23 protein-coding genes and 1 pseudogene are annotated in these 19,328 nt (G+C 63.8%); 18 read left to right on the plus strand and 6 right to left on the minus strand.

The window, feature by feature from the left end; all coding sequences use genetic code 11:
• Window positions 1–2: 2 nt before the first annotated feature.
• Both ACXPWS_RS11940 and ACXPWS_RS11945 read right to left on the minus strand, forming a co-directional pair.
• Window positions 3–1,118 (minus strand): annotated as a pseudogene (locus ACXPWS_RS11940) (IS3 family transposase).
• Window positions 1,119–1,490: 372 nt separating this feature from the next.
• The gene (locus ACXPWS_RS11945; RefSeq protein WP_458712631.1) at window positions 1,491–2,054 is read right to left on the minus strand and encodes a TetR/AcrR family transcriptional regulator; all 564 of its coding nucleotides are present in this window, start codon (window positions 2,052–2,054) and stop codon (window positions 1,491–1,493) included.
• Window positions 2,055–2,281: 227 nt separating this feature from the next.
• Between ACXPWS_RS11945 and ACXPWS_RS11950 the strand changes: the two genes are divergently transcribed.
• The 7 genes from ACXPWS_RS11950 (at window position 2,282) to ACXPWS_RS11980 (ending at window position 8,234) form a co-directional block, all read left to right on the plus strand.
• Window positions 2,282–2,683, plus strand: coding sequence for a RidA family protein (locus tag ACXPWS_RS11950; protein WP_458712632.1), 402 nt, complete (start codon window positions 2,282–2,284; stop codon window positions 2,681–2,683).
• Window positions 2,684–3,858: 1,175 nt separating this feature from the next.
• Window positions 3,859–4,830, plus strand: a complete 972-nt coding sequence (locus tag ACXPWS_RS11955) for an aldo/keto reductase (RefSeq protein WP_458712633.1) — start codon at window positions 3,859–3,861, stop codon at window positions 4,828–4,830.
• A 68-nt stretch (window positions 4,831–4,898) separates the two neighbouring features.
• A complete protein-coding gene (locus tag ACXPWS_RS11960) occupies window positions 4,899–5,588 on the plus strand; it encodes an SDR family oxidoreductase (protein ID WP_458712634.1) in 690 nt (229 codons plus the stop codon).
• A gap of 96 nt (window positions 5,589–5,684) precedes the next feature.
• The gene (locus tag ACXPWS_RS11965; protein ID WP_458712635.1) at window positions 5,685–6,455 is read left to right on the plus strand and encodes an oxidoreductase; all 771 of its coding nucleotides are present in this window, start codon (window positions 5,685–5,687) and stop codon (window positions 6,453–6,455) included.
• 129 nt (window positions 6,456–6,584) lie between these two features.
• A complete protein-coding gene (locus ACXPWS_RS11970; RefSeq protein ID WP_458712636.1) occupies window positions 6,585–6,881 on the plus strand; it encodes a hypothetical protein in 297 nt (98 codons plus the stop codon).
• A complete protein-coding gene (locus tag ACXPWS_RS11975) occupies window positions 6,874–7,449 on the plus strand; it encodes an alpha/beta fold hydrolase (RefSeq protein ID WP_458712637.1) in 576 nt (191 codons plus the stop codon). Before ACXPWS_RS11970 ends, ACXPWS_RS11975 begins: the two co-directional genes overlap by 8 nt.
• An 89-nt stretch (window positions 7,450–7,538) precedes the next feature.
• Complete coding sequence (locus ACXPWS_RS11980) at window positions 7,539–8,234, plus strand: cutinase family protein (RefSeq protein WP_458712638.1); 696 nt, start codon at window positions 7,539–7,541, stop codon at window positions 8,232–8,234.
• On the opposite strand, the gene ACXPWS_RS11985 is transcribed toward ACXPWS_RS11980, so the two are convergent.
• Both ACXPWS_RS11985 and ACXPWS_RS11990 read right to left on the minus strand, forming a co-directional pair.
• Complete coding sequence (locus tag ACXPWS_RS11985) at window positions 8,173–9,195, minus strand: alpha/beta hydrolase fold domain-containing protein (protein WP_458712639.1); 1,023 nt, start codon at window positions 9,193–9,195, stop codon at window positions 8,173–8,175. The two genes, ACXPWS_RS11980 and ACXPWS_RS11985, sit on opposite strands and share 62 nt — an antisense overlap.
• Before the next feature lie 31 nt (window positions 9,196–9,226).
• Window positions 9,227–10,897: an FAD-binding dehydrogenase gene (locus tag ACXPWS_RS11990; RefSeq protein WP_458712640.1), complete on the minus strand. Its 1,671-nt coding sequence runs from the start codon at window positions 10,895–10,897 to the stop codon at window positions 9,227–9,229.
• 87 nt (window positions 10,898–10,984) lie between these two features.
• Between ACXPWS_RS11990 and ACXPWS_RS11995 the strand changes: the two genes are divergently transcribed.
• A complete protein-coding gene (locus ACXPWS_RS11995; RefSeq protein WP_458713503.1) occupies window positions 10,985–11,620 on the plus strand; it encodes a TetR/AcrR family transcriptional regulator in 636 nt (211 codons plus the stop codon).
• 349 nt (window positions 11,621–11,969) lie between these two features.
• Here ACXPWS_RS11995 and ACXPWS_RS12000 read toward each other — a convergent pair whose 3' ends face one another.
• A complete protein-coding gene (locus tag ACXPWS_RS12000; protein ID WP_458712641.1) occupies window positions 11,970–12,206 on the minus strand; it encodes an alpha/beta hydrolase in 237 nt (78 codons plus the stop codon).
• Window positions 12,207–12,233: 27 nt separating this feature from the next.
• On the opposite strand from ACXPWS_RS12000, the gene ACXPWS_RS12005 reads away from it, so the two are divergent.
• From ACXPWS_RS12005 to ACXPWS_RS12050, 10 genes are all read left to right on the plus strand, one after another.
• A complete protein-coding gene (locus tag ACXPWS_RS12005; protein WP_458712642.1) occupies window positions 12,234–12,833 on the plus strand; it encodes a hypothetical protein in 600 nt (199 codons plus the stop codon).
• Between the two features lie 14 nt (window positions 12,834–12,847).
• Window positions 12,848–13,468: a class I SAM-dependent methyltransferase gene (locus ACXPWS_RS12010; RefSeq protein ID WP_458712643.1), complete on the plus strand. Its 621-nt coding sequence runs from the start codon at window positions 12,848–12,850 to the stop codon at window positions 13,466–13,468.
• A 76-nt stretch (window positions 13,469–13,544) separates the two neighbouring features.
• The gene (locus ACXPWS_RS12015; RefSeq protein WP_458712644.1) at window positions 13,545–13,832 is read left to right on the plus strand and encodes a DUF1905 domain-containing protein; all 288 of its coding nucleotides are present in this window, start codon (window positions 13,545–13,547) and stop codon (window positions 13,830–13,832) included.
• A gap of 44 nt (window positions 13,833–13,876) precedes the next feature.
• Complete coding sequence (locus ACXPWS_RS12020; RefSeq protein WP_458712645.1) at window positions 13,877–14,395, plus strand: AAA family ATPase; 519 nt, start codon at window positions 13,877–13,879, stop codon at window positions 14,393–14,395.
• Between the two features lie 36 nt (window positions 14,396–14,431).
• Window positions 14,432–15,013 (plus strand): GNAT family N-acetyltransferase, encoded by a 582-nt coding sequence (locus ACXPWS_RS12025; RefSeq protein WP_458712646.1) that lies wholly within the window; start codon window positions 14,432–14,434, stop codon window positions 15,011–15,013.
• A gap of 34 nt (window positions 15,014–15,047) precedes the next feature.
• Window positions 15,048–15,527 carry an N-acetyltransferase family protein gene (locus ACXPWS_RS12030; protein WP_458712647.1) on the plus strand — a complete coding sequence of 160 codons (480 nt, stop codon included), beginning with the start codon at window positions 15,048–15,050 and terminating at the stop codon, window positions 15,525–15,527.
• Between the two features lie 66 nt (window positions 15,528–15,593).
• Window positions 15,594–16,319 (plus strand): Type 1 glutamine amidotransferase-like domain-containing protein, encoded by a 726-nt coding sequence (locus ACXPWS_RS12035; RefSeq protein ID WP_458712648.1) that lies wholly within the window; start codon window positions 15,594–15,596, stop codon window positions 16,317–16,319.
• Window positions 16,320–16,376: 57 nt separating this feature from the next.
• Entirely contained in the window at window positions 16,377–16,943 is a 567-nt protein-coding gene (locus ACXPWS_RS12040) for a dihydrofolate reductase family protein (RefSeq protein WP_458712649.1), read from the plus strand.
• Window positions 16,944–17,098: 155 nt separating this feature from the next.
• Window positions 17,099–17,608, plus strand: a complete 510-nt coding sequence (locus tag ACXPWS_RS12045; protein WP_458712650.1) for a GNAT family N-acetyltransferase — start codon at window positions 17,099–17,101, stop codon at window positions 17,606–17,608.
• Window positions 17,608–18,657 (plus strand): BUD32 family EKC/KEOPS complex subunit, encoded by a 1,050-nt coding sequence (locus ACXPWS_RS12050; RefSeq protein ID WP_458712651.1) that lies wholly within the window; start codon window positions 17,608–17,610, stop codon window positions 18,655–18,657. The genes ACXPWS_RS12045 and ACXPWS_RS12050 overlap by 1 nt, the downstream gene beginning before the upstream one ends.
• Here the strand turns inward: ACXPWS_RS12050 and ACXPWS_RS12055 are convergent.
• On the minus strand, window positions 18,649–19,257 hold the full coding sequence (locus ACXPWS_RS12055; protein WP_458712652.1) for a TetR/AcrR family transcriptional regulator: 609 nt from the start codon (window positions 19,255–19,257) through the stop codon (window positions 18,649–18,651). The two genes, ACXPWS_RS12050 and ACXPWS_RS12055, sit on opposite strands and share 9 nt — an antisense overlap.
• Window positions 19,258–19,328 lie beyond the last annotated feature (71 nt).

A 19,328-nucleotide genomic window follows, 5' to 3' on the forward strand; every position in this document is an offset into this window, starting at 1 on the left:
TTTCAGGCCGCGGTTGCGACCGGTGCTTGGAGCAGTTCGAACTCTATAGGGGTGAGCCGGCCGAGGGCGCGTTGGCGCCGGCGGCGGTGGTAGGTCCGCTCGATCCAGGACACGATCGCCAGCCGGAGTTCAGCTCGAGTTGACCAACGTCTGCGGTCCAGGACGTTGCGTTGCAGAAGGGCAAAGAACGACTCCATGGCGGCATTGTCCCCGCACGCACCGACGCGACCCATCGATCCGTGTAATCCATTGTCCGACAGTGCATGGACGAACTTCCGCGATCGAAACTGGCTACCCCTGTCGGAGTGAACGATCGTCGCGACCGGTGAACGGCAACGCCACAGCGTGATCCTGCGCCGCCACCGCCAGCGAAGACTTCATCCGCGAGTCGATCGAGTAGCCCACAATCCGGGTGGAGTACACGTCTTTGATGGCGCAGAGGTAGAGCTTGCCTTGCTCGGTGATGTCGGCCAGCCAGACCTGGTTGGCGGCCTGGGCGCTGAACTGACGCTGCACGAGGTCGTCGTGCACCGGTGGTCCGGATCGGCGGTTCAGTCCTCGTTTCTTGGCGAAGATCGACCAGATCCGTTCCTGGGAACACAGCCGTGCAACCCGGTTCTCGCCGGCGGTGATCCCGCGCCCGGGGAGTTCGTCGGCATGGATGTCGTGGGCAGCGTTGATCAGGTGTGCGTCGTCCCAATCACGCTGCGATAGGGGCGCTTTGCGCCATTTGTAGAACGCCTGGGTGGAGAATCCCAGGACCCGGCAGGTCACCGTGACGGGAACTCCGTCGTCGGCAAGGTCGAGGACCAGCGGGTACATCATTTTGGGTTGGCGTCCCGGGACAGGTAGCCGACCGCGCGGCGCATTACTTCGGCCTCCTGCTCGAGGAGTTTGATCCGCTTGTGCGCTTCGCGCAGCTGCGCCGATACATCCTCAGAGGCCGCCGCAGATGCGGGCCGCCCTGCACCGTCCTCACGGTCGGCGATCTTGAGCCAGCGATGCAGACAGGCCTCCGAGATCCCGAAGTCCTTCGCGATCTGGCGCAACGGCGCCTCACCCTTGCGGGCCACAGCGATGACATCAGCTCGGAACTCGGCGGGAAACGGCTTCGGCACGAGATTGGTCCTTCCAGCAAGGACGAATCCTCACAGGTCAGGAGTCAACCAAACTGGGGGCAGTCCCAGGCTGCGAAGATGTGGAGTGGCACCCTCACGATGGTCGTAGCCGGTCTATGTTTCTAGGCGCAGATCTTGTTGCCCCCGGACCTGGCGGACACAAGTTGCTCAATGCACTAGCGATCGCTGATTGGGCTGTCACACAGCGCGATTCACGCCTTTCGTCTCGACCACTCAGGGTGCCGAGCTGGATGCGGGTAAGTGTTCTCCGGTCCAGTCTCGTACGTCGGTGTCGTCCAGGTGGACTGCCGAACCTCGGTCCGCGGTAATCGCAAGCGCGGAGTCTTCGCGCGAGCGATGGCGCGGAAGGGGTCATATGGTTGTTGGTGCGGGTGACGCGCCGTGGAGAAACACTGAGACGACGGAGTCGGCGGCTTGTTCGGGTGTCATCTGTCCGGTGACGGCGAGCAGTAGGGCGCGCCCAATCAGTGCGTCGTAGAGGGAGAAGAGCGCTCCGGGGGGAAGGTCGGCTCTCAGGTTTCCGTCGCGGATGCCGCGTTCGATGGCGTCGCGGACCGGGGCGATGGCCCGCTCGCGGGGAGGGTGGTCGGTGTGCTCGTCGTCTTGGCTGACCACTGCGGCGTACTTGGCTCCGGTGCGCAGGAAGACGTGGGTGATGCGGGCGATCGCTCGATCGGTGGGCAGCGAGTCGAGGTCGGCAGAAGCCAGCGCGTCGAGAAGCTCTGTCACACCGGCATGTTGGACTCCCTGTACCAGTGATTCGCGAGTGGGGAAGTGCCGGTAGAGGGTTGCCCTGCCCACCCGCGCTTCGTCGGCGATGTCAGTCATCGCCGCATCGGGCTTTCTGCCCAGTACGCGTCCGGCGGCGTCGAGGATTGCCTGCCGGGTTCGTTCGGTCATGTCTTCACGGCCCATGACACCCATACTACGTCTCACTGCGAGACATGCACGTCTCATTGCGACTATAGGGTCCGTAAGCCGCGTAGCGGCCGGAGGTCGCCCCAGTCTTTGCGGCGCCTTCCGGTGAAGCGCGTCTCGATCACATCCCAAAACGAGACGTGTATGTCTCGCCGAAGGTGTATGTTGTCTCGTATGGAGGTAAGCCTCCATGTAGTGAGCCAAACGACTGAACGGGAATGGCAATGACAGTGCAGGCAGGGACTTCTCGATTTTTGCAGCAGACGCCGCATGGCTTCTCCAACGTGGTAGAGGTCACCGGTGGCCGTCTGGTGTTCATCACCGGGCAGATGGCCATAGATTCGACCGGAAATCTGGTCGGGGCGGGGGACTACCGGGCACAGCTGGAACAGGTCTTCAAGAACATTGAGACGCAACTGGCCGTGGTGGGCGCGGAGTTTCATCACGTCGTCAAGCTGACTGTGTTGGCCGATGAGGGATTCTTCGACCACACCCTGGACTACGGCGCGGTCCGCGATCGCTACATCAACGCCGAGACTCCGCCGGCAAGTGCAATTTTCCTGGCTCCGAAACTGATCCACCCAGGCGCGCTTGTCGACATCTCGGCTATCGCTCATCTGCCGTAGCAGGAAACTTGTGTTCGCGTGGGTGCTCTCACGCGCGGACGAGTATCTCGGAGGCGGTGCGTCGCTGCCTGGCGACCCCAGTGTGGGCGATTCGTTCACGTGGTCGACCACCGCCTCCGCAGCGGACCATTGCTGGCGCTTCCCAGTCTGTAGCCTCCGGGCAAACAGTGAAAGAACTGCCCCCGGAGCGACTTTCAGTGTCCGGTCAGCTTCACAATCGTCCCGGCGACCAGTGCGCGGGATAAAGATGTCGGCTCGAGTCCGGTTTGTTGGGTGCAGCCCGCGGTGCGGATTCGTTGAGCATTCGCGCGCCGGCGCTCCGGCGGGCCTGGCCCAAGTTGGCGGCGAAGTTGTTGACGCCAAGCCCAACTCTGCCCGTTCGGATCGCAGTCCTCGGGAGCGGTTGCCTGCCCGCGTGACAAGCGAATCGGGACGTCAACGGCAACCTTTCGGAGGGGCGGCCGTTGCGATCACCGGTTACCGCCAGCAGCTGCTGCTGAGACGACTTGGGGAAGCAAACCCGAAGCAGATGCCTACGATTTGTCGTCGTGCCCTCCTATGGGTCCGTCCTCCACGCGCAATACGCGATTGCCTCCGACGCGTTTGGCCTCATGCATCGCCCCATCAGCGATCCGTGCCAGCCGGGGACGATATGTGCGCGGTTCGGTGTTGACGGGCCCGCGGCGACAACTCCGATGCTTGCGGTCACCTTTGCCAACGTGCGCACCGACACGGCTCATCGAACCATGTAATCCATTGTCTAACAGTGTCGAAATGAACCTTAGTGGCCGACATTGACTGCCGCGGTTGGGTTGAACGATCGCCGCGCGGTAACCGGTCGAGGCGTGGTGCACCGTGTGGCATGGAGTGTAGAACAGCCGTTGCTCAGCGAAGACGAGCTAGACGATCAGTGGCGAGCGATCATTTCTGACCTGGCGGTCTAGTTGATCCGCCCCGTGAGGTTGTTACATCAGCGTGGGTGCCAGTCCAACACTTCGCACCCGACACCGACAGATGCTGACCCGACTAAACACCCCTGACGCGGCTGACGCGACGTCGACGTCGACGTCGAAGGTGAGCTGCGCACGCCTTGGTCGCCCTGGGGCGCAGAGCTTAAAGTACTCACATACACCATGATGAGACAAGAATGTCTCATAATGGTGTATTATCTTCTCATGCACACGCAGCGGCTTGGAGAATCCGATCTGTACGTCTCACCGATCGGCCTGGGTACAGCGCAGTTCGCGGGCAAGGGTTGGATCTCAGCTTTGACACCGCCGGTCCCGCAAGAGCAGATCAGCGCAATCATCAAAACAGCACTCGAGGGCGGTATTTCATGGTTTGACACCTCGGAGATGTATGGCAGCGGCACGTCCGAACGTGCCTTGGCCGCGGGACTCACCGAGGCGGGCGTCACGCCCGGTGAGATCACGGTGGCCACCAAATGGTTGCCCATCGGGCGCACCGCGACCAACATCGAACGCACCATCGGCAAGCGCCTCGAAGCACTGGCGCCTTTCCCGATCGACCTGCACCAGATTCACCTCAACCGGGGCAGTTTCTCGTCCGTGCGTGCGCAGATGCGGGCCATGGCACGACTGGTGGCCGCCGGCAAGATCCGGGCTGTGGGGGTCAGCAACTTCACCACACGCCAGATGGAAGTTGCGCACGACGAGCTCGCCAAGCACGGAATACCGCTGGCCAGCAACGAAGTTCAGATCAATCTTCTGCACCGAAAGATTGAAACCGATGGAACGCTCGACTCCGCCCGTCGGCTAGGGGTCTCGCTGCTCGCCTTCTCTGCGCAGCGCCAGGGCATCCTGACCGGCAAGTACCACGCCGATCGCAGTCTTATCGCAGGTGTGCACCCGCTGCGCCGTAAGGCCATGGGCCTCACCCCGAAAGGCCTTGACGCGTCGCAGCCTCTGATCGACGCCATGGCCGAGGTCGCGACCGGCCATGACGCGACCGTGGGGCAGATCGCGTTGGCATGGCTCGTCGATTTCTACGGCGGCACTGTCATTCCGATCGCCGGTGCCTCCAAGCCCCGTCACGCACAAGACTCCGCCGGCGCGCTGCGGGTGAAGCTGTCCGCCGAAGAAGCCCAGCACCTGGCGCGAGTGTCTGACCGTCACGGCCGGCGCTGACCGCGAACGCTTTCAACGCTTGAGTGCGCGGCTGACCGCCGCGCGCTACCCCTAGGAAAGGAACATCCATGTCCACCATTGCCATCGTCGGCGCCGGTCCCGGTCTGGGACTGGCTCTCGGGCGCACCTTCGGCACCCACGGGTTCAACGTCGCACTGATCGCCCGCAACCAGACCAAACTCGACGCCCTGACCACCCAGCTGTCCGCCGCTGGGATCTCGGCCGCCGCGTTCCCTACCGACGTTCGTGACCGACCGGCATTAGCCAGGGCGCTCAACGACGCCGCCGCCCACTTCGGCGGGATCGACGTGCTTGAGTATTCGCCCGGCGGTACCGCGGCTACCACCACACTTACCTTGCCCTCGCAAACCGCACCCGAGGATCTCCAGTACGAAGTGGAGTTCCAGCTGTATGGCGCCATCGCGGCCACCCAAGCAGTGCTTCCGGCGCTGCGCGCCGCCGGGTCGGGCACCCTGCTGTTCACCACTGGCGCCGGGTCGGTCGATCCCGTCCCGCAGGTGGGCAACGTCAACGCCGCAGCTGCTGCGTTGCGCAACTGGGCGATCAACCTGCACAAGGAACTCGCCGGGACCGGTGTCTATGCCGCGCACATCGGTATTGATGTCGTCATCGGCGGCTCGGACAACAACGAATCCGTGCTGCCCGGATTCCCCGTCGCACCGGCAGACGACATCGCCGCGGCCTACTGGGACCTGCACACCACACGCCAAGACGCCGAATACATCTTCAGGCCGTAACCGAAAGCCCCACGGGACAATCCCGCCAAGGGCGGCCTATCCCTCATCACGCCACGCACACCATCTACTACCACGTCGACAAGAAGGAGCACCATCATGACCGATCCTCGCCAAGAGTTCGAAGACCTGCGGGTCCTGGTCACCGGCGGAACCAAGGGTATGGGCGAAGCAACCGCCAAACGTTTCGCCGCCGCAGGCGCCCTGGTACTCGTCGCCGCCCGCAGCGCCCCGCCCCAAGACTTTCCCGCCACCTTCCTCCCCGCCGACCTGTCCAGCGAGCAGGGTGTCGCCGAGCTGGGCCGCCGCGTCCTCGACGAGGTGGAAGGCATCGATGTCCTGGTCAACAATGCCGGCGCGGCAAGCGAACTGGCAGCCACCCTCGACACCCCCGAGGACACCTGGATCAGCACCCTCAACCTCAACCTGCTCAGCTCGATCCGGCTGGACCGGGTGCTCGTCCCGGGAATGGTGCAGCGCGGCTCCGGTGTGGTGATCCACGTGTCCTCGGTGTTGAGCCGACAACCCCAAACCGGGCAAGCCGCGTACGCGGCGGCCAAAGCGGCGCTCAACGTCTACAGCCGACAGTTGGCCACCGAGGTGGGCCCGGCCGGTGTGCGCGTCCTGACTGTGGTGCCCGGATTCATCGCCACCCACGGGTCCAATGAGTTCCTGCAGGCGACCGCCCAGAGCCAGGGCGTCAGCGTCGAAGACATTCAGGCTGGACTGGCCGACCAACTCGGACCGTTGGGTCGCGCGGGCGAGCCCGATGATGTCGCGGAACTAATTGCCTTCCTGGCATCGCCGCGCGCGAGCTTCCTCACCGGATCGCAGTTTCGGGTGGACGGCGGCTACCACCTCGCGCTGTAAGCAACCACACCCGAAGAGAAGCTCCTGCAAATCGGAGTTTCCGTTGGGCGCATTGCACTCTCGCGCTACGCGCTTGCTGTTGGCTTCGTCGGCGGATGCCGACACCTCATCTAGGAAAGGCTTACGTATATGCCCACCGTCAAGCTCGAACACGCCACCATCAGTTATCAGCAGTGCGGCCCGCTAGATTCGCCGCTTCCTCCCGTCTTGTTCGTCCACGGGATGCTCAACAACGAACAGCTGTGGACCGGCGTTGCGCAACGCCTTGCACAACAGGGGATTCGGTGCATCGTGCCCACATGGCCGCTGGGGTCACACATTATCCCCGTCGATGCCGGCGCTGACCTGAGCGTTCCGGGACTCGCCGCGATGGTCGACGAGTTCATGAACCATCCTCGATCTGCGCGACGTGACGCTCGTGGGTAACGATATGGGCGGGGGATTGGTGCAGTTCGTCGCAGATGCCCATCCCGAACGGATCGGACGCCTGGTATTGACCAATTGCGATGCACTCGATGAATTCCCGCCCTTTCCCTACAATGCAGCGCTGGCGCTGATGCGCGGCCCCGCGCTCATCGGCGCGTTGATGTGGCCTACGAAGTTTCGACCGCTCAGGCAAACCGCCCTCGCGCTGACCATGAACCACCCCGACCCCGAGCAGACTGCGGCCTGGCTCACGCCGTGCCGCACCGACCCACGGATCCGCCGTGACCTGGCCACGCTGGTAGGGCATCTGCGCAGGACAGATGGCTCCGCGGTAGCGGCCCGGTTGGCCCGATTCGCCAAGCCGGTCACCGTGGTGTGGGGCCAAGCGGACCGGAGCTTCACACCCGAGCTGGGCCGGCGCGTCGCGGCCATCTTCTCCCACGCGACCCTCGTCGAAGTATCCGGCGCGAAAACATTTGTTGCACTGGACAATCCGGACGTGGAAGCGACCGCGATCTCGGAGATCACCGGTATCGACATCCACAAACCCGGGAACGGGAACCTCTAGTGGCCGCGTCAGCTTGGGGGAGCCTGCCTCCGGACGCACCGCCTGCCGGTACCGCACCCGCCCCCAGCCCACGGCGGGCACGCTCCGCAGTGCGCGCCACAATCATCGGTACGATCGGCGCCGCGATCATGGCGTCGGTGTCTCCCGGTCTTGGGCACGCATCGCCATCCGCGGAGCCGACGACCAGCTGTGCCGACATCGAGGTGATCTTCGCGCGGGGAACCTTCGAGCCGGCAGGCGTCGATGCGGTCGGTCAGGCGTTCGCCGAAGCCCTGCAGGCGCGCAGCGGCACCCAGAGCGTCGAGGTGTACGCCGTGAACTATCCAGCGTCTCTTGATTTTGCGCGAGCGGCTGACGGTGTGATCGACGCCGGCAACCGCGTCCGCGATATCGCCGCCTGGTGCCCGCGTACTAAGATCGTCGTGGGAGGCTACTCCCAGGGGGCTGCGGTCGCCGCGTATCTCACCGCCGACACCCTTCCCGTCGGTTACGCACTGCCGCAGGGCATCACGGACACGCTGCCACCCGAGGCCGCTGCCCATATTGACGCCGTTGCACTGATCGGAAAACCCTCCCGGGCGTTTCTCAACGTCATCTACCGGGATGCGCCGCCGATCGCCATCGGCGCGGCGTTCGGGGACAAAACAATCGACCTCTGCGCGGCGGGGGACCCCGTCTGCGCGGTGGGTGGAGGCGATCGCGCCGCGCATAGTGCCTACCTCGTCAACGGAATGACCGACGCCGCCGCAGAATTCGCCTCGGCCCGATTGACTGGGCGCCCGTGATGGACCCCGACCCCGACCGCAGGACCGGGAACGGAGGGTCCAGCGGTACCGCCGGGAGGCCACTCGCCCCCAAATTCGTGACTGCGGCTATCTCGGCGATGATCCGGCGGCGGGCGGCGCGTCCTTCTGGCCCGGGTAGCAGTGGGTAGACATGGATTGCTCCGGGTTCTTCGTGATAGCTGATGCGGCCGTGAGGCATCGCGTCGCGCAATTGTCGGCAGTCCGGCATGAGGATGTCGTCGGTGCCGACGTAGAGGTTGATCACCGGCAGTCCCGTGACGTCACCGAAGAGCGGACTCACTTTGGGATCGTCGAGGGACAGCGCCGCGGCCCAACGCTCGCCGCAGAGTCGAAGACCGTCGCGGGCCAGCCACGGGTCGCGGGGTGCGACGGTTTCGATGTCGGCGTTACGCAGCGCAATGTCGAGCCACGGTGAGATCAGCGTCAGGCCGCTAGGAGTGCGTCCGCCGCTGGCCAACCAGGTGATGGCTGAGGCCAACGCAATGCCGCCGCCAGAGGAGTCGCCGATCAGGTAGGCAGGCCCGTCGGTGCTGACCTCGGCAAGAACGGACTGCATCAGTGCGATTGCTTCGGCGGCGTAGTGGTCGGGGGCCAGGCCGTAGATCGGCACGGTCACGGTCGTCGAGGCGGCGTCGGCGAGGTCGGCGATCAGCCGCCAGTGTTCCTCCTGGATTTGACTAACGTATGCGCCGCCGTGGACGTAGATGATTCCGCCCGTCGGTCGAGAAGCCGTTGATGCCAGTGCTTTTGGCCGTACAGTGTAGACGTCGAACCCGTCGACGCTTCGTCGGTCGACGTCGTGGCGGCGGGGTAGCCACTTCGGTGGCGTCGAGGACGTCTTGGGCAGCGCCAGGAGGGCCGTGGTTGCCTTCTGGCTCGTGAAGCGTGGTCGGCGACGGGCGCGGGCATAGATTCTGACGGCCTTCATCTGCCAGGACATGTTAGGGCCTCCTCGGCGGTGGGACCGACGGTCAGAGCGTGGCTGCGACGGCGCGGCCTGCGGTGAGGCCACTGAAGATGCAACCGCCTAGGAATGTGCCCTCCAGCGCGTTGTAGCCGTGAACACCGCCACCGCCAAATCCGGCGACTTCACCGGCGGCGTAGAGGCCGTCGAGGGCTCTGCCCTGACGGTCGAGAGCCCGCGAGGACAGGTCGGTCTGGATGCCACCCAACGTCTTACGTGTCAAGATGTGCATCTTGACGCCGATCAGCGGGCCGGCGTCGGGGTCGAGGATGCGGTGCGGGGCAGCGCAGCGCGCGATCCGGTCACCGATGAACCGTCGGGAATTGCGGATGCCCTGGATTTGGGCATCCTTGGAGAACGGGTTGGCTATCTGCAGGTCGCGGGATTCGATCTGAGCGCGAATGCGGGCTGGGTCCAACAGAGGCTCGTGGGTGAGCATATTCATCCGGGCGACGAGGTCTTCGAGGTTGGTCGAGACGACGAAGTCGGCGCCGTGTTCCTTGAAGGCCTCTACCGGAGCGGGCGCGCCGCCGCCCAAGACGCGTTCTTTGAGGAGCGCCTTCTTGTCCCTGTTGGTGATGTCGGGGTTTTGTTCGGAGCCCGAAAGGGCGAATTCTTTGCCGATCATCTTCTGGGTGAGGATGAACCAGGAGTGGTCGTATTGTTCGATGTCGGGTGTGGTGCGCAGATACTTGAGGGTGCCGCGAGTGTCGTAACCGGGCAGGAACGGGGCCGGTAGCCGTCGTCCGAGCGCGTCGAACCACATCGACGACGGTCCGGGCAACACGCGGATCGCGTGCTTGGGCCAGATCGGATTCCAATTCTGGATACCTTCGGTGTAATGCCACATGCGATCGCTGTTAACCAGCCGCACACCAGAGTCCGCGGCGATGCCCAGCATGCGCCCGTCGACGTGAGCGGGCACTCCAGTAATCATCGACTTCGGTGCGGTTCCCATCGCCGCGGGCCAGTTGCGGCGCACAATATCGTGATTGCCGCCGATCCCGCCGGTGGCAATGATGACCGCTTGGGCGCTGAACTCGAAGTCTCCCACCGCGTCACGGTTGGACGAGGCACCGCGCACCGCGTCATCTGGTGCGAGCACAGTGCCGCGCACACCGGACGCGGTGCCGTCGGTGATGACGAGATCGTCGACCTGATGGCGGTGGCAGAACTTCACCAGGCCACGTTTTTCAGCGTCAAGGGCGGAGTTGACGAACGGTTCTACGACTCCGGTCCCCGTGCCCCAGGCCACATGGAAGCGGGGCACCGAGTTGCCGTGGCCATCGGCGCGCAGGTCCCCGCGCTCAGCCCAGCCGACGGTGGGCAGGAACTTCACGCCGTGACTGGTCAGGTAGTCCCGTTTGTCACCGGCGGCGAACTCCACGTAGGCCCTCGCCCACTTGGCGGCCCAGAAGTCCTCGTCATCGAGCCGGTCGAAGGCTGCGCTGCCCTGCCAGTCGTTCCACGCCAGCTCGAAGGAGTCCTTCACCCCGGAGCGGCGCTGTTCGGGGCTGTCGACCAGGAAGATGCCGCCGAAGGACCAAAACGCCTGACCACCCAGGTTGGCGCGGTTCTCCTGGTCGATGACCAGCACCTTCTTGCCCCGCTTGGTGAGTTCATGGGTGGCGACCAGACCGGCCAGGCCCGCGCCTATGACGATGACGTCTGCATCCATCGGAGATACTCCTTTTAACGAATAGGTCTAGCGTGCATCCGATACGCTAATGAATCTGATTCTGAAAGGTATCGGATTGTGGTGAAGATGACAACATCGGCGTCGGCGACGCCTACCCAGGCTGAGGGCAAGCAACCTCGGGTGACGAAACGCCGTGCGGAGACTCGCACCAAGTTGATGGATGCCGCGTTCCGGGTGTTCGCCGACAAGGGATTCGGCATGGTACGCATCGACGACGTATGCAAAGCCGCGGGCTACACCCGTGGTGCGTTCTACTCCCAGTTCCAGAGCCTCGATGAGCTGTTCTTCACGTTGTACGACGAACGGGCTCAGGTCATCGCCGAACAAGTATCCGATGTACTCCTCGACACCACTGCCAACATTGAGTCGGCGATCGAACGAGTCTCTGCGACACTGCTTCTCGACCGCGACTGGCTCTTGATCAAGACTGATTTCTTGCTCTACGCCGCCCGCCACCCGGACACCGCCGAGCGACTCGCCGCCCACCGCGCTCGCCTGCGCGAGGCGGTAGAGCAACGGCTTGAAGCCGTCAACGATCAGCTGAACCTGCCAACGAGCATCGGCGACGTGCCTGACGCCGCCCGAGCGGTCATCGCCGCCTACGACGGCGTCGCCGCCCAATTCCTGCTCGACGGTGACCTCAGTGCCGCGCGGAACTGGCTGACGCAACTATTGACGACACTTCTTAGTCGAGAACGCTAGACCGCCGACCGGGTTACTCCGAACAACACCGAAGCCGATCTTCCTCAAAGGCGTCCACAACGTGCGGAGCGGACTCCCGACCAATAGCCTCGGGGGCTACTGGCACGTCGGCTGACCCGCAGGTGGACTTCCTGCGGCGTCCGGCTCGTACGTAGCCAGACACGCGGCGCATGCGTGCAGTCGCGATAGCAGCCATCGACATCTCACCCGGCCGGGGGTGCGCGATATCGCTGACTGACTGGAAACTCAGGTTCAGCTGGGCTGGTATTTGCGTATGAGACCCCGGGTTGGCCGTGCGGCGCCCCGGATGTGGGCCGCCGCACGGTCGCTGCAGCCGGCGAGCGGCCGACTAGGATCCGGCCAAGTTGTTCTGGAAGAACGTGGTCAAGGTGTCGAAGGGGATGAGGTTGACCCGGTCGTAGAGGTCGACGTGTCCGGCGCCGGGCACCACCATCAGCTCCTTGGGTTCGGCGGCCAACTGGTAGGCGTCCTCGCTGAATTCCCTGGAATGCGCTTGGTCGCCGGTGATGAACAGCATCGGCCGCGGCGAGATGGTTTCGATGTCGTTGAACGGGTAGAAGTTCATGAATTTGAGGTTGCTGGTCAGCGTCGGATGAGTAGTCGTGTCCGGGCTGAAACCTCTCGCCGTTCGGTAGAAGTCGAAGAACTCGCGGTCGATCGGGGTCGACTGGTCGGTCAGCTCTTCTGGGGTACCACTGGTGACTTCGACCTCACCACCGCCGAACTCGACATCGCGCTGTTCTGCGGCGCCCATGTCGTACATGCTGACGGTGGCGACGGCTTTGATCCGGGGGTCTATCTTGGCGGCGCTGATCACGAAACTGCCGCCGAACTGACGGGCTTGGTCGTCGTTGAATCGTGGTGGTACCGAATCCGCGACACGGAACATGCGGTAAACGGGTTGCGCCGCTCCGGCGCCAGCTGTGGCGTTGAAGTGTGGTGCACCGCTCCCGAAACCATTATCAGAGAGCGCTACCGGCAGCACTCACGCCATACAATCCATTGCGACCGTGAACGGCTGAACACCGATTGGGAAGGTTGGGCCACGAACGCCGGCCCGCTGAGCATCACTCCCGTGCTGACGGTGGATATCGCCACAGACGTGCCCATCATTGCCCTCGTCGAAGATGTGGTTTCCGCCCTTTCGGCGTCATGCTTGCTTCCAGCGGGCTTCACAGGCTCGACTGCGTAGAGACCGAGGGGCGTATGGAGAACACGCGGGACGGCTACGACGCCATCGCACAACGCTATGCCGATCAGTTCCTCGGTGAACTGGCCGGCAAGCCGCTCGATCGCGCGCTGCTCGATCTGGTCGCCACCGAGGTGGGTGGTCGCGGCCCGATCGCCGACATCGGTTGCGGTCCCGGCCACGTCGCGCGTTACCTGCATGACCGCGGTGCCGCAACGATCGGACTCGATCTGTCACCTGGCATGATCGATGTCGCCAAAGCCGCGCATCCGGGCATCGACTTTCAGGTCGCGGACATGCGCGCACTTCCGTTCCCCGATGGTGTCTGGGGCGGGATTGTCGCGCTGTATTCGATCATCCACGTCGAGCCGACCGAGTTGGCGGCAGTGTTCAGGGAATTCTCGCGCGTCTTACGGCCCGGGGGAACGGTGCTGATTTCCTTCCACATAGGCGACGAGCGTCGCCACGTTGAGGAAATGCTGGGCAGCGCAGTCGATCTCGACTTCCAGTTCTACCGACGCGGCTTCGTTGCGGACGGCCTTGAAGAGGCCGGTCTTGCGGTGAGTGCCTACCTCGAACGCCAGCCCTATCCCCACGAGGTCTCAACTGTTCGAGGCTATCTGCTGGCGACGTTGTGAATCCGTCGGTCGCCTGCCCGCATTCTCGATGACGGTTCTGCGTGCGGTGAGGTTTCGGTCCCCTTAGCGTGGAGCCGTGGACTGGGAGTTCGAGGCCGAGGTGTTTCAATGGCGTGGCCCTGCGCCGTACTTCTTCGTCGCCACACCCGAGCATGTGGATGACTTCCTGCGCGCTCACCTCGGCGAGCTGACCTATGGCTGGGGTGTCATCCCCGCGCGGGTGCGCATCGGCGACACCGAGGTGACGACGTCACTGATCCCGAAGGACGGCGGGTATCTGGTACCGCTGAAGATCGCGCTTCGCCGTCCCGAAGGTATCGACGACGGCGACGAGGTGCGGGTGCGTTTACAGGTCGGCACCTGATTCTGTACCGCGACAAGGTCGATGCGCAGGTAACGTCATTTGTTGTGATCGTGTGGATCAACGGCACCCATGGCTCGGGTAAGACGACCACCAGCGGCCTGGTCCAGAAGCTCATTCCGGACTCGCGAGTGTTCGACGCCGAGAAGGTGGGCGAGACACTCATGGACATCCGGCCAGGCCTGCCGGACACCGACAACTTCCAGCACTGGCCGCCGTGGCGTGCTCTCGTGGTGGAGACCGCTCGGCACGTCCTCGACTACACCGGCGGCACGCTCGTGGTGCCCATGACGGTGCTGGTGGAGCGATACTGGCGCGAGATCAGCGCCGGGCTTGCGCAACACGCAATCCCGTTACGGCACTACGTATTACATGCCGACCAGGAAACGCTTCGTCAGCGCATCGAGGGCGACACCGACATGGGTCCCTCGTCGTTTCGTTTCGACCACTTGAAGGCTTACGCCGACGCGGCCCACACCTGGCTGCACGACGCGGCCGAGGTCATCGACACTGCCGGCGTCACGGCCGAGCAGGTGGCGGCGATTATTGCGCAGACAGTCTTTTAGGGCCGCAGTCCCGGTGGTATCCGAGACAATGGACAGATGCCTAGGCTGACCAGTGACGTGGTTCCGGCCGCGATCTTTCGCGACCATCCCCAGCCGATCATTGACGGCAGAGATGGATTGATGCTTCGACCATGGCAGCTCGCCGATACTGTGGCGGTATTTGATGCGTACGGTGACCCAGCTATCCAGCGGTGGCATGTGCGAGCCGCGGCGTCGCATGCCGAGGTGCAGTCGTGGATCCGGGCGTGGTTCGCAGGGTGGTCAGCCGGGAACGCCCAATGGGCCGTCACCGGCGCAGACGACGGGTTGTTGTGGGGTCGGGTGGCACTTAAATCCATCGACCTCGGTGACGGCTGCGGTGGGGTGGCCTACTGGACGTCACCTGCACACCGAGGACGGGGCGTGGCATCTGGCGCTGTTGCGGCGCTGACTAGTTGGGCATTCCAGACGGGGTTCCACCGACTGGAGCTGGAGCATTCGGTCCACAACCAATCGTCCTGCAAGGTCGCTGTGCGCGCCGGTTTCGATCTGGAGGGAACGAAACGCAGCGCGGAGCTACATGCAGATGGCTGGCATGACATGCATCTGCACGCCACGATCCGTCACGCACTCGAGTGACCGCTGGTCTGCGTGCGGCTGCCACAATCTGCAGATGGCACGCGAACCCGGCGAGCGATTGCGCGCAGCGAACCCTGACGATGACGCTTTCGTCGTCGAGATGGCGCGCCACGCCTGCATCATCGAGGACTGGCCGCTTCCAGCACCCGACGACGAGGAGGTGCTGAGCATGCTCCCGCCCGCTGGGGAAATCCCAATCATCGCAGAGGACGACGGCGGCGTACCGGTCGGAGCGGTGTGGACCTGGCACAGCGATCCACCATTGCTTGTTGACGCAGCTGGCCTGCCATTGCCCGAACTGTGCATTGCTGTCGCACCGGGCCGGCGTGGCTGCGGTGTCGGCGGCTTGCTGCTGGATGCACTGTTGGTCCGTTGCGCCGCGACCACCGACGCGATGTGCACGAACGTGCACGTACGCAACCCTGCCCAGCGTCTCTACCAGCGAAAGGGCTTTCGAGTGGTCGGGCAGGGGCGCGGCCCGCTCGGCGTCGCGATGATCAACCACCTGCGCTGACAACGGCGCGCGTGCGGCACCAGGTATTCGGTTGTGCTGCTTGTGGTGCACACCTACGGTCACACCATGCCTGCCGACGCGCCCACCATCCTGGCCACCAGTGGGGGAATCGGGACCGGGAAGCGAACCCATCTCCGCTTTACGGCGCTGACCGACTTCGCGGTGGAGTTGTCCGGCGTCAGCGGCCGCGCGCCGCGGATCTGTCTGCTGGCCACCGCGATGGGTGACGACAAAGCGGTCCTGCACTACCTCACCGAGGCCGCGCAGGATCGGGGTTTCATCCCATCGCATCTGGCGTTGTTTCCGATGCCCACGGTCGCCGATATCACCGCCCATCTGCTGGAGCACGATGTGGTGTGGGTGTTCGGCGGCAGCGTCGCCGGGCTTCTGGCGATGTGGCGCCTGCATGGGCTCGATGAGGCGTTGCATGCTGCGTGGCAGGCCGGTGTGGTGCTGACCGGCACGTCGGCGGGCTCGATCTGCTGGCATACCGGCGGCAGCACCGATTCGTTCGGGCCGCAGCTCCAACCGGTGACCAACGGCCTGGGTTTCGTGCCGTACGCCAATGGCGTGCATTACGACTGCGAAGATCAGCGTCGCCCTCTGCTGCACGAATTGGTGGGAGGCGGGATCTTGCCGGCCGCCTACGCCACCGATGACGGTGCAGGACTGCTCTATCGTGGCACCGAGCTCGCCGAAGCGGTCGCCGAAAATTCGCATGCGGGGGCCTATTTCGTGCAGGCACGTGACGGTGCCGCGGTGGAGATCGGCCTCGATGTCCGACGGTTGTAGTGCTGGCTTCGCGTGGCGTCGCGATGAGTTTTGCCCCTCCGGTGCAGTCTGATCTGCATGGGCAGACTCATTTATGGCTTCAACGTGTCAGTGGACGGGTACATCGCCGACGCGCAAGGCAACATCGACTGGGGCGATCCGAGTGAAGAACTGCACCAGTACTGGAACGACTTCGAGCGGGAGACGGCGTGCGCGTTCTACGGCCGGCGGCTCTACGAATTGATGTCCGCGTACTGGCCGACCGCCGATGAGGACCCCGACGCCTCCCCGTTGATCGTCGACTTCGCCCGCATCTGGCGCGCCATGCCCAAGGTGGTGTTTTCGCGCACGTGCAAGTCCGTCGACTGGAACTCCCGCCTGGAACGCGGCGACCCGGTGGAGGTGGTGACGAAGCTGAAAGCCGAAACCGACGGCACACTCGAGGTGGCCGGCGCGACGCTGGCCGCACCGATCGTGCAGGCCGGACTGGTGGACGAATACCGGATCGTCATCGCGCCCACCGCCGTGGGTGGCGGCACCCCGTTCTTCCCGGCCCTGCCGTCGTGGATCTCGCTGCGACTGTTGGAGAACCGGACCTTCCCGGGTGGCACGGTCCTGCTGCGCTACGAGGCGAAACGCGACTGAACGGAAGTCAAACGAGCCTCGGCGATGCGGGTATGTGGTGACAACGTTCACTCCCTCGTACGCACTCCGTCTGTTGGATTCGATCGTGGCCCCGCCTCGGTGTTCAGTACGGTGATGGACAGGAGGGCAGTAGCGCGATGATGCGGTACGCGAGTATGCAGCCGTTGATCCTCACTCAAAGGCTGCGTCTGCTTTTCCGTGATGAGGGTGACGCTGAGTGGAACCACGAACTGCTCGGTGAGCGTGATGGTGGGACCACCGAGTCAGTGCAGGACGTCCGCCGTCGGTTGGTCGAGCAGCGGCGCCGTGCCCGCGACACGGGCATCGGGTTACTCACGATTCGCCGGCGGGCTGATGACGTACCGCTGGGCTATTGCGGTCTCATCATCGGGCGATGCTCTCTCGAGGAACCGGAGATCGCTTGTGAATTGTTCAAGCGATTTCATGGGCACGGCTATGCGACCGAGGCAGCCCGGGCGGTGATGGATGCGGCATTCGCAACCGGGCGCTGCCGTATCTGGTCAACGGTCGGAGGGTGGAACGAACCCTCGCTGCGTGTCCTAGACAAGATTGGCTTCCAACGCCACCACGAGACCCTCGACGACCGCGGTCGTCCGCTGATTTACCTGGTGCGGCAAACCCAACAGGCGCCGACAGCCATCTGATGGTGGAGCAGGGTCGGCTGGCCACGCACGACGCGGTCGCGGCAAAACTATCCGCGCTGTCTGACAGTGGGTTGCGCACTCTGCTGGACGCGGGCACGGCACCCCGGTTCGGCATTGGGGGAGCGACGCAATCAATCGAGGTCGACGGCTTACCCGTGTTTGCCAAGGCGATCAAGCTGTCAGACCTTGAGTTCGACGCCGGCCCGGGTGACACACGCAATCTCTTCGCGCTTCCGCCGTGGTACCACTACGGTGTTGGCGAAGGGTCGACCGGGTTCAATGCCTGGCGAGAAGTTGCGACCCACGAGATGGTGAGCGACTTGGTCGCATTGAATGGGCGCGGTTCCTTCCCGTTGCTGTATCACTGGCGAATCATGCGCAACCTTCGACGCGAATTTGCCGAGGCCGAGATCGCGCGCGCGGTGAAATTCTGGCGCAACTCGGGAGCGGTTGAGGCGCGACTGCGTGCGCTCTCGGAAGCCAGCATGGTCGTGGTCCTCTTTACGGAACACATTCCGTTGACGCTCCGCGGTTGGTTGAATGACCAATTAGATTCGAATGCAACGGAAATGGTCGTGAACGCTGTCGGGGAGTTGGTCGCCGCAGCCAAACAGATGCGCGCACATGGGTTGGTACACTTTGACGCTCACCTCGACAACATCCTGACTACCGGCCAGCATCTTGTGGTCTCCGATTTCGGTCTTGCGGCCGCATCTGATTTTCAGCTGGACGACGCCGAAGGCCGCTTTCTCGCAATGCATAGTGATCACGACGTCGCGCACTGCGCTGCCGAACTGAGTAATGCCATCCTCGGTAAGTTCATCGCTTTCCCCGATGTTCCTACCCGCAACGCTTGGATGCAGCGGTGTGCCCTAACCGGCGTCACCGAAGGGGTTCCGGCCCCGTTCGCCGAGACGATCCGGCGCCTCGCCCCCACCAGCACTCTGATGAACAAGTTCTACTGGCAACTTCACGGTGGCCACCTTGAGACGGAATTTCCCTCTACCGCAGTCGCAGCCGCACTTCACGAGGTGACTACCTCAGCGTGATGATCCGAACGATCGGACGCGGGCGGAGAGTACCGCTGTCCACTCGTTGAGGTAGCGATCATCGGAGGCCGGCGGGTTCGGTCGCCGAAAGATGTTTGTGGCCAAGCGCTCTCCGAGCAGGCTGTTGATGCCGAGCGCGGCCAGCGTCCTCGTCTGCGCTGGCTCGGCGTCTGGCGCCCACGCCGCGACCCATCCGTCCAGTTCGTGGGTCAGTCCGTCGACAAGCGCGGCATACGCGGTATCGAGACGATCCGACAATCCTGCGGGGGTTCGCGCGGCGATTTGTAGCAGCTCGGCTTCTTGGTCGATCACGGTCAGTAGGTAGCGGCCGAGCACTGTGAGTTCGCTGTGCAGGTCACCCAGGCCGGCGAAGAGTGCCCGGATGTCGTGCATGGCGGCGCGGCGGTCGAGTTGGCGATCGATACCTGCGATCAGCAGGGCATCTTTGGACTTGAAGTGCCGATAGAGGGCACCGGAACCGGCGGCCAAGCCAGCGGCAGTCTCGATTTGGGAGACACTGGTGGCCTCAAAACCTTTGTCGCTGAACAACCGCATTGCCTCGGCCAGGATGCGCTCCCGGGTGGAAGTCGGCGCAGTCATTGACTCCTCCAAAGTGATCACTTACTGTCTGTACATAACCACTTTACCCGAAGGTTGGGCAAGACGGGAGT

Source organism: Mycobacterium sp. BMJ-28 (genome assembly GCF_054404835.1).

What these genes read in the sequence shown, in the direction of transcription:
- ACXPWS_RS11985 (WP_458712639.1), bottom strand. Translation starts at nt 9,195, where the DNA reads ATGTCCTGGCAGATGAAGGCCGTCAGAATCTATGCCCGCGCCCGTCGC.
- ACXPWS_RS11995 (WP_458713503.1), top strand. Translation starts at nt 10,985, where the DNA reads ATGACAACATCGGCGTCGGCGACGCCTACCCAGGCTGAGGGCAAGCAA.
- ACXPWS_RS11955 (WP_458712633.1), top strand. Translation starts at nt 3,859, where the DNA reads ATGCACACGCAGCGGCTTGGAGAATCCGATCTGTACGTCTCACCGATC.
- ACXPWS_RS12000 (WP_458712641.1), bottom strand. Translation starts at nt 12,206, where the DNA reads ATGAACTTCTACCCGTTCAACGACATCGAAACCATCTCGCCGCGGCCG.
- ACXPWS_RS12025 (WP_458712646.1), top strand. Translation starts at nt 14,432, where the DNA reads ATGCCTAGGCTGACCAGTGACGTGGTTCCGGCCGCGATCTTTCGCGAC.
- ACXPWS_RS12035 (WP_458712648.1), top strand. Translation starts at nt 15,594, where the DNA reads ATGCCTGCCGACGCGCCCACCATCCTGGCCACCAGTGGGGGAATCGGG.
- ACXPWS_RS11945 (WP_458712631.1), bottom strand. Translation starts at nt 2,054, where the DNA reads ATGGGCCGTGAAGACATGACCGAACGAACCCGGCAGGCAATCCTCGAC.
- ACXPWS_RS11965 (WP_458712635.1), top strand. Translation starts at nt 5,685, where the DNA reads ATGACCGATCCTCGCCAAGAGTTCGAAGACCTGCGGGTCCTGGTCACC.
- ACXPWS_RS12045 (WP_458712650.1), top strand. Translation starts at nt 17,099, where the DNA reads ATGCAGCCGTTGATCCTCACTCAAAGGCTGCGTCTGCTTTTCCGTGAT.
- ACXPWS_RS12040 (WP_458712649.1), top strand. Translation starts at nt 16,377, where the DNA reads ATGGGCAGACTCATTTATGGCTTCAACGTGTCAGTGGACGGGTACATC.
- ACXPWS_RS12005 (WP_458712642.1), top strand. Translation starts at nt 12,234, where the DNA reads ATGAGTAGTCGTGTCCGGGCTGAAACCTCTCGCCGTTCGGTAGAAGTC.
- ACXPWS_RS11960 (WP_458712634.1), top strand. Translation starts at nt 4,899, where the DNA reads ATGTCCACCATTGCCATCGTCGGCGCCGGTCCCGGTCTGGGACTGGCT.
- ACXPWS_RS11950 (WP_458712632.1), top strand. Translation starts at nt 2,282, where the DNA reads ATGACAGTGCAGGCAGGGACTTCTCGATTTTTGCAGCAGACGCCGCAT.
- ACXPWS_RS11970 (WP_458712636.1), top strand. Translation starts at nt 6,585, where the DNA reads ATGCCCACCGTCAAGCTCGAACACGCCACCATCAGTTATCAGCAGTGC.
- ACXPWS_RS11990 (WP_458712640.1), bottom strand. Translation starts at nt 10,897, where the DNA reads ATGGATGCAGACGTCATCGTCATAGGCGCGGGCCTGGCCGGTCTGGTC.
- ACXPWS_RS12030 (WP_458712647.1), top strand. Translation starts at nt 15,048, where the DNA reads ATGGCACGCGAACCCGGCGAGCGATTGCGCGCAGCGAACCCTGACGAT.
- ACXPWS_RS12050 (WP_458712651.1), top strand. Translation starts at nt 17,608, where the DNA reads ATGGTGGAGCAGGGTCGGCTGGCCACGCACGACGCGGTCGCGGCAAAA.
- ACXPWS_RS12055 (WP_458712652.1), bottom strand. Translation starts at nt 19,257, where the DNA reads ATGACTGCGCCGACTTCCACCCGGGAGCGCATCCTGGCCGAGGCAATG.
- ACXPWS_RS12010 (WP_458712643.1), top strand. Translation starts at nt 12,848, where the DNA reads ATGGAGAACACGCGGGACGGCTACGACGCCATCGCACAACGCTATGCC.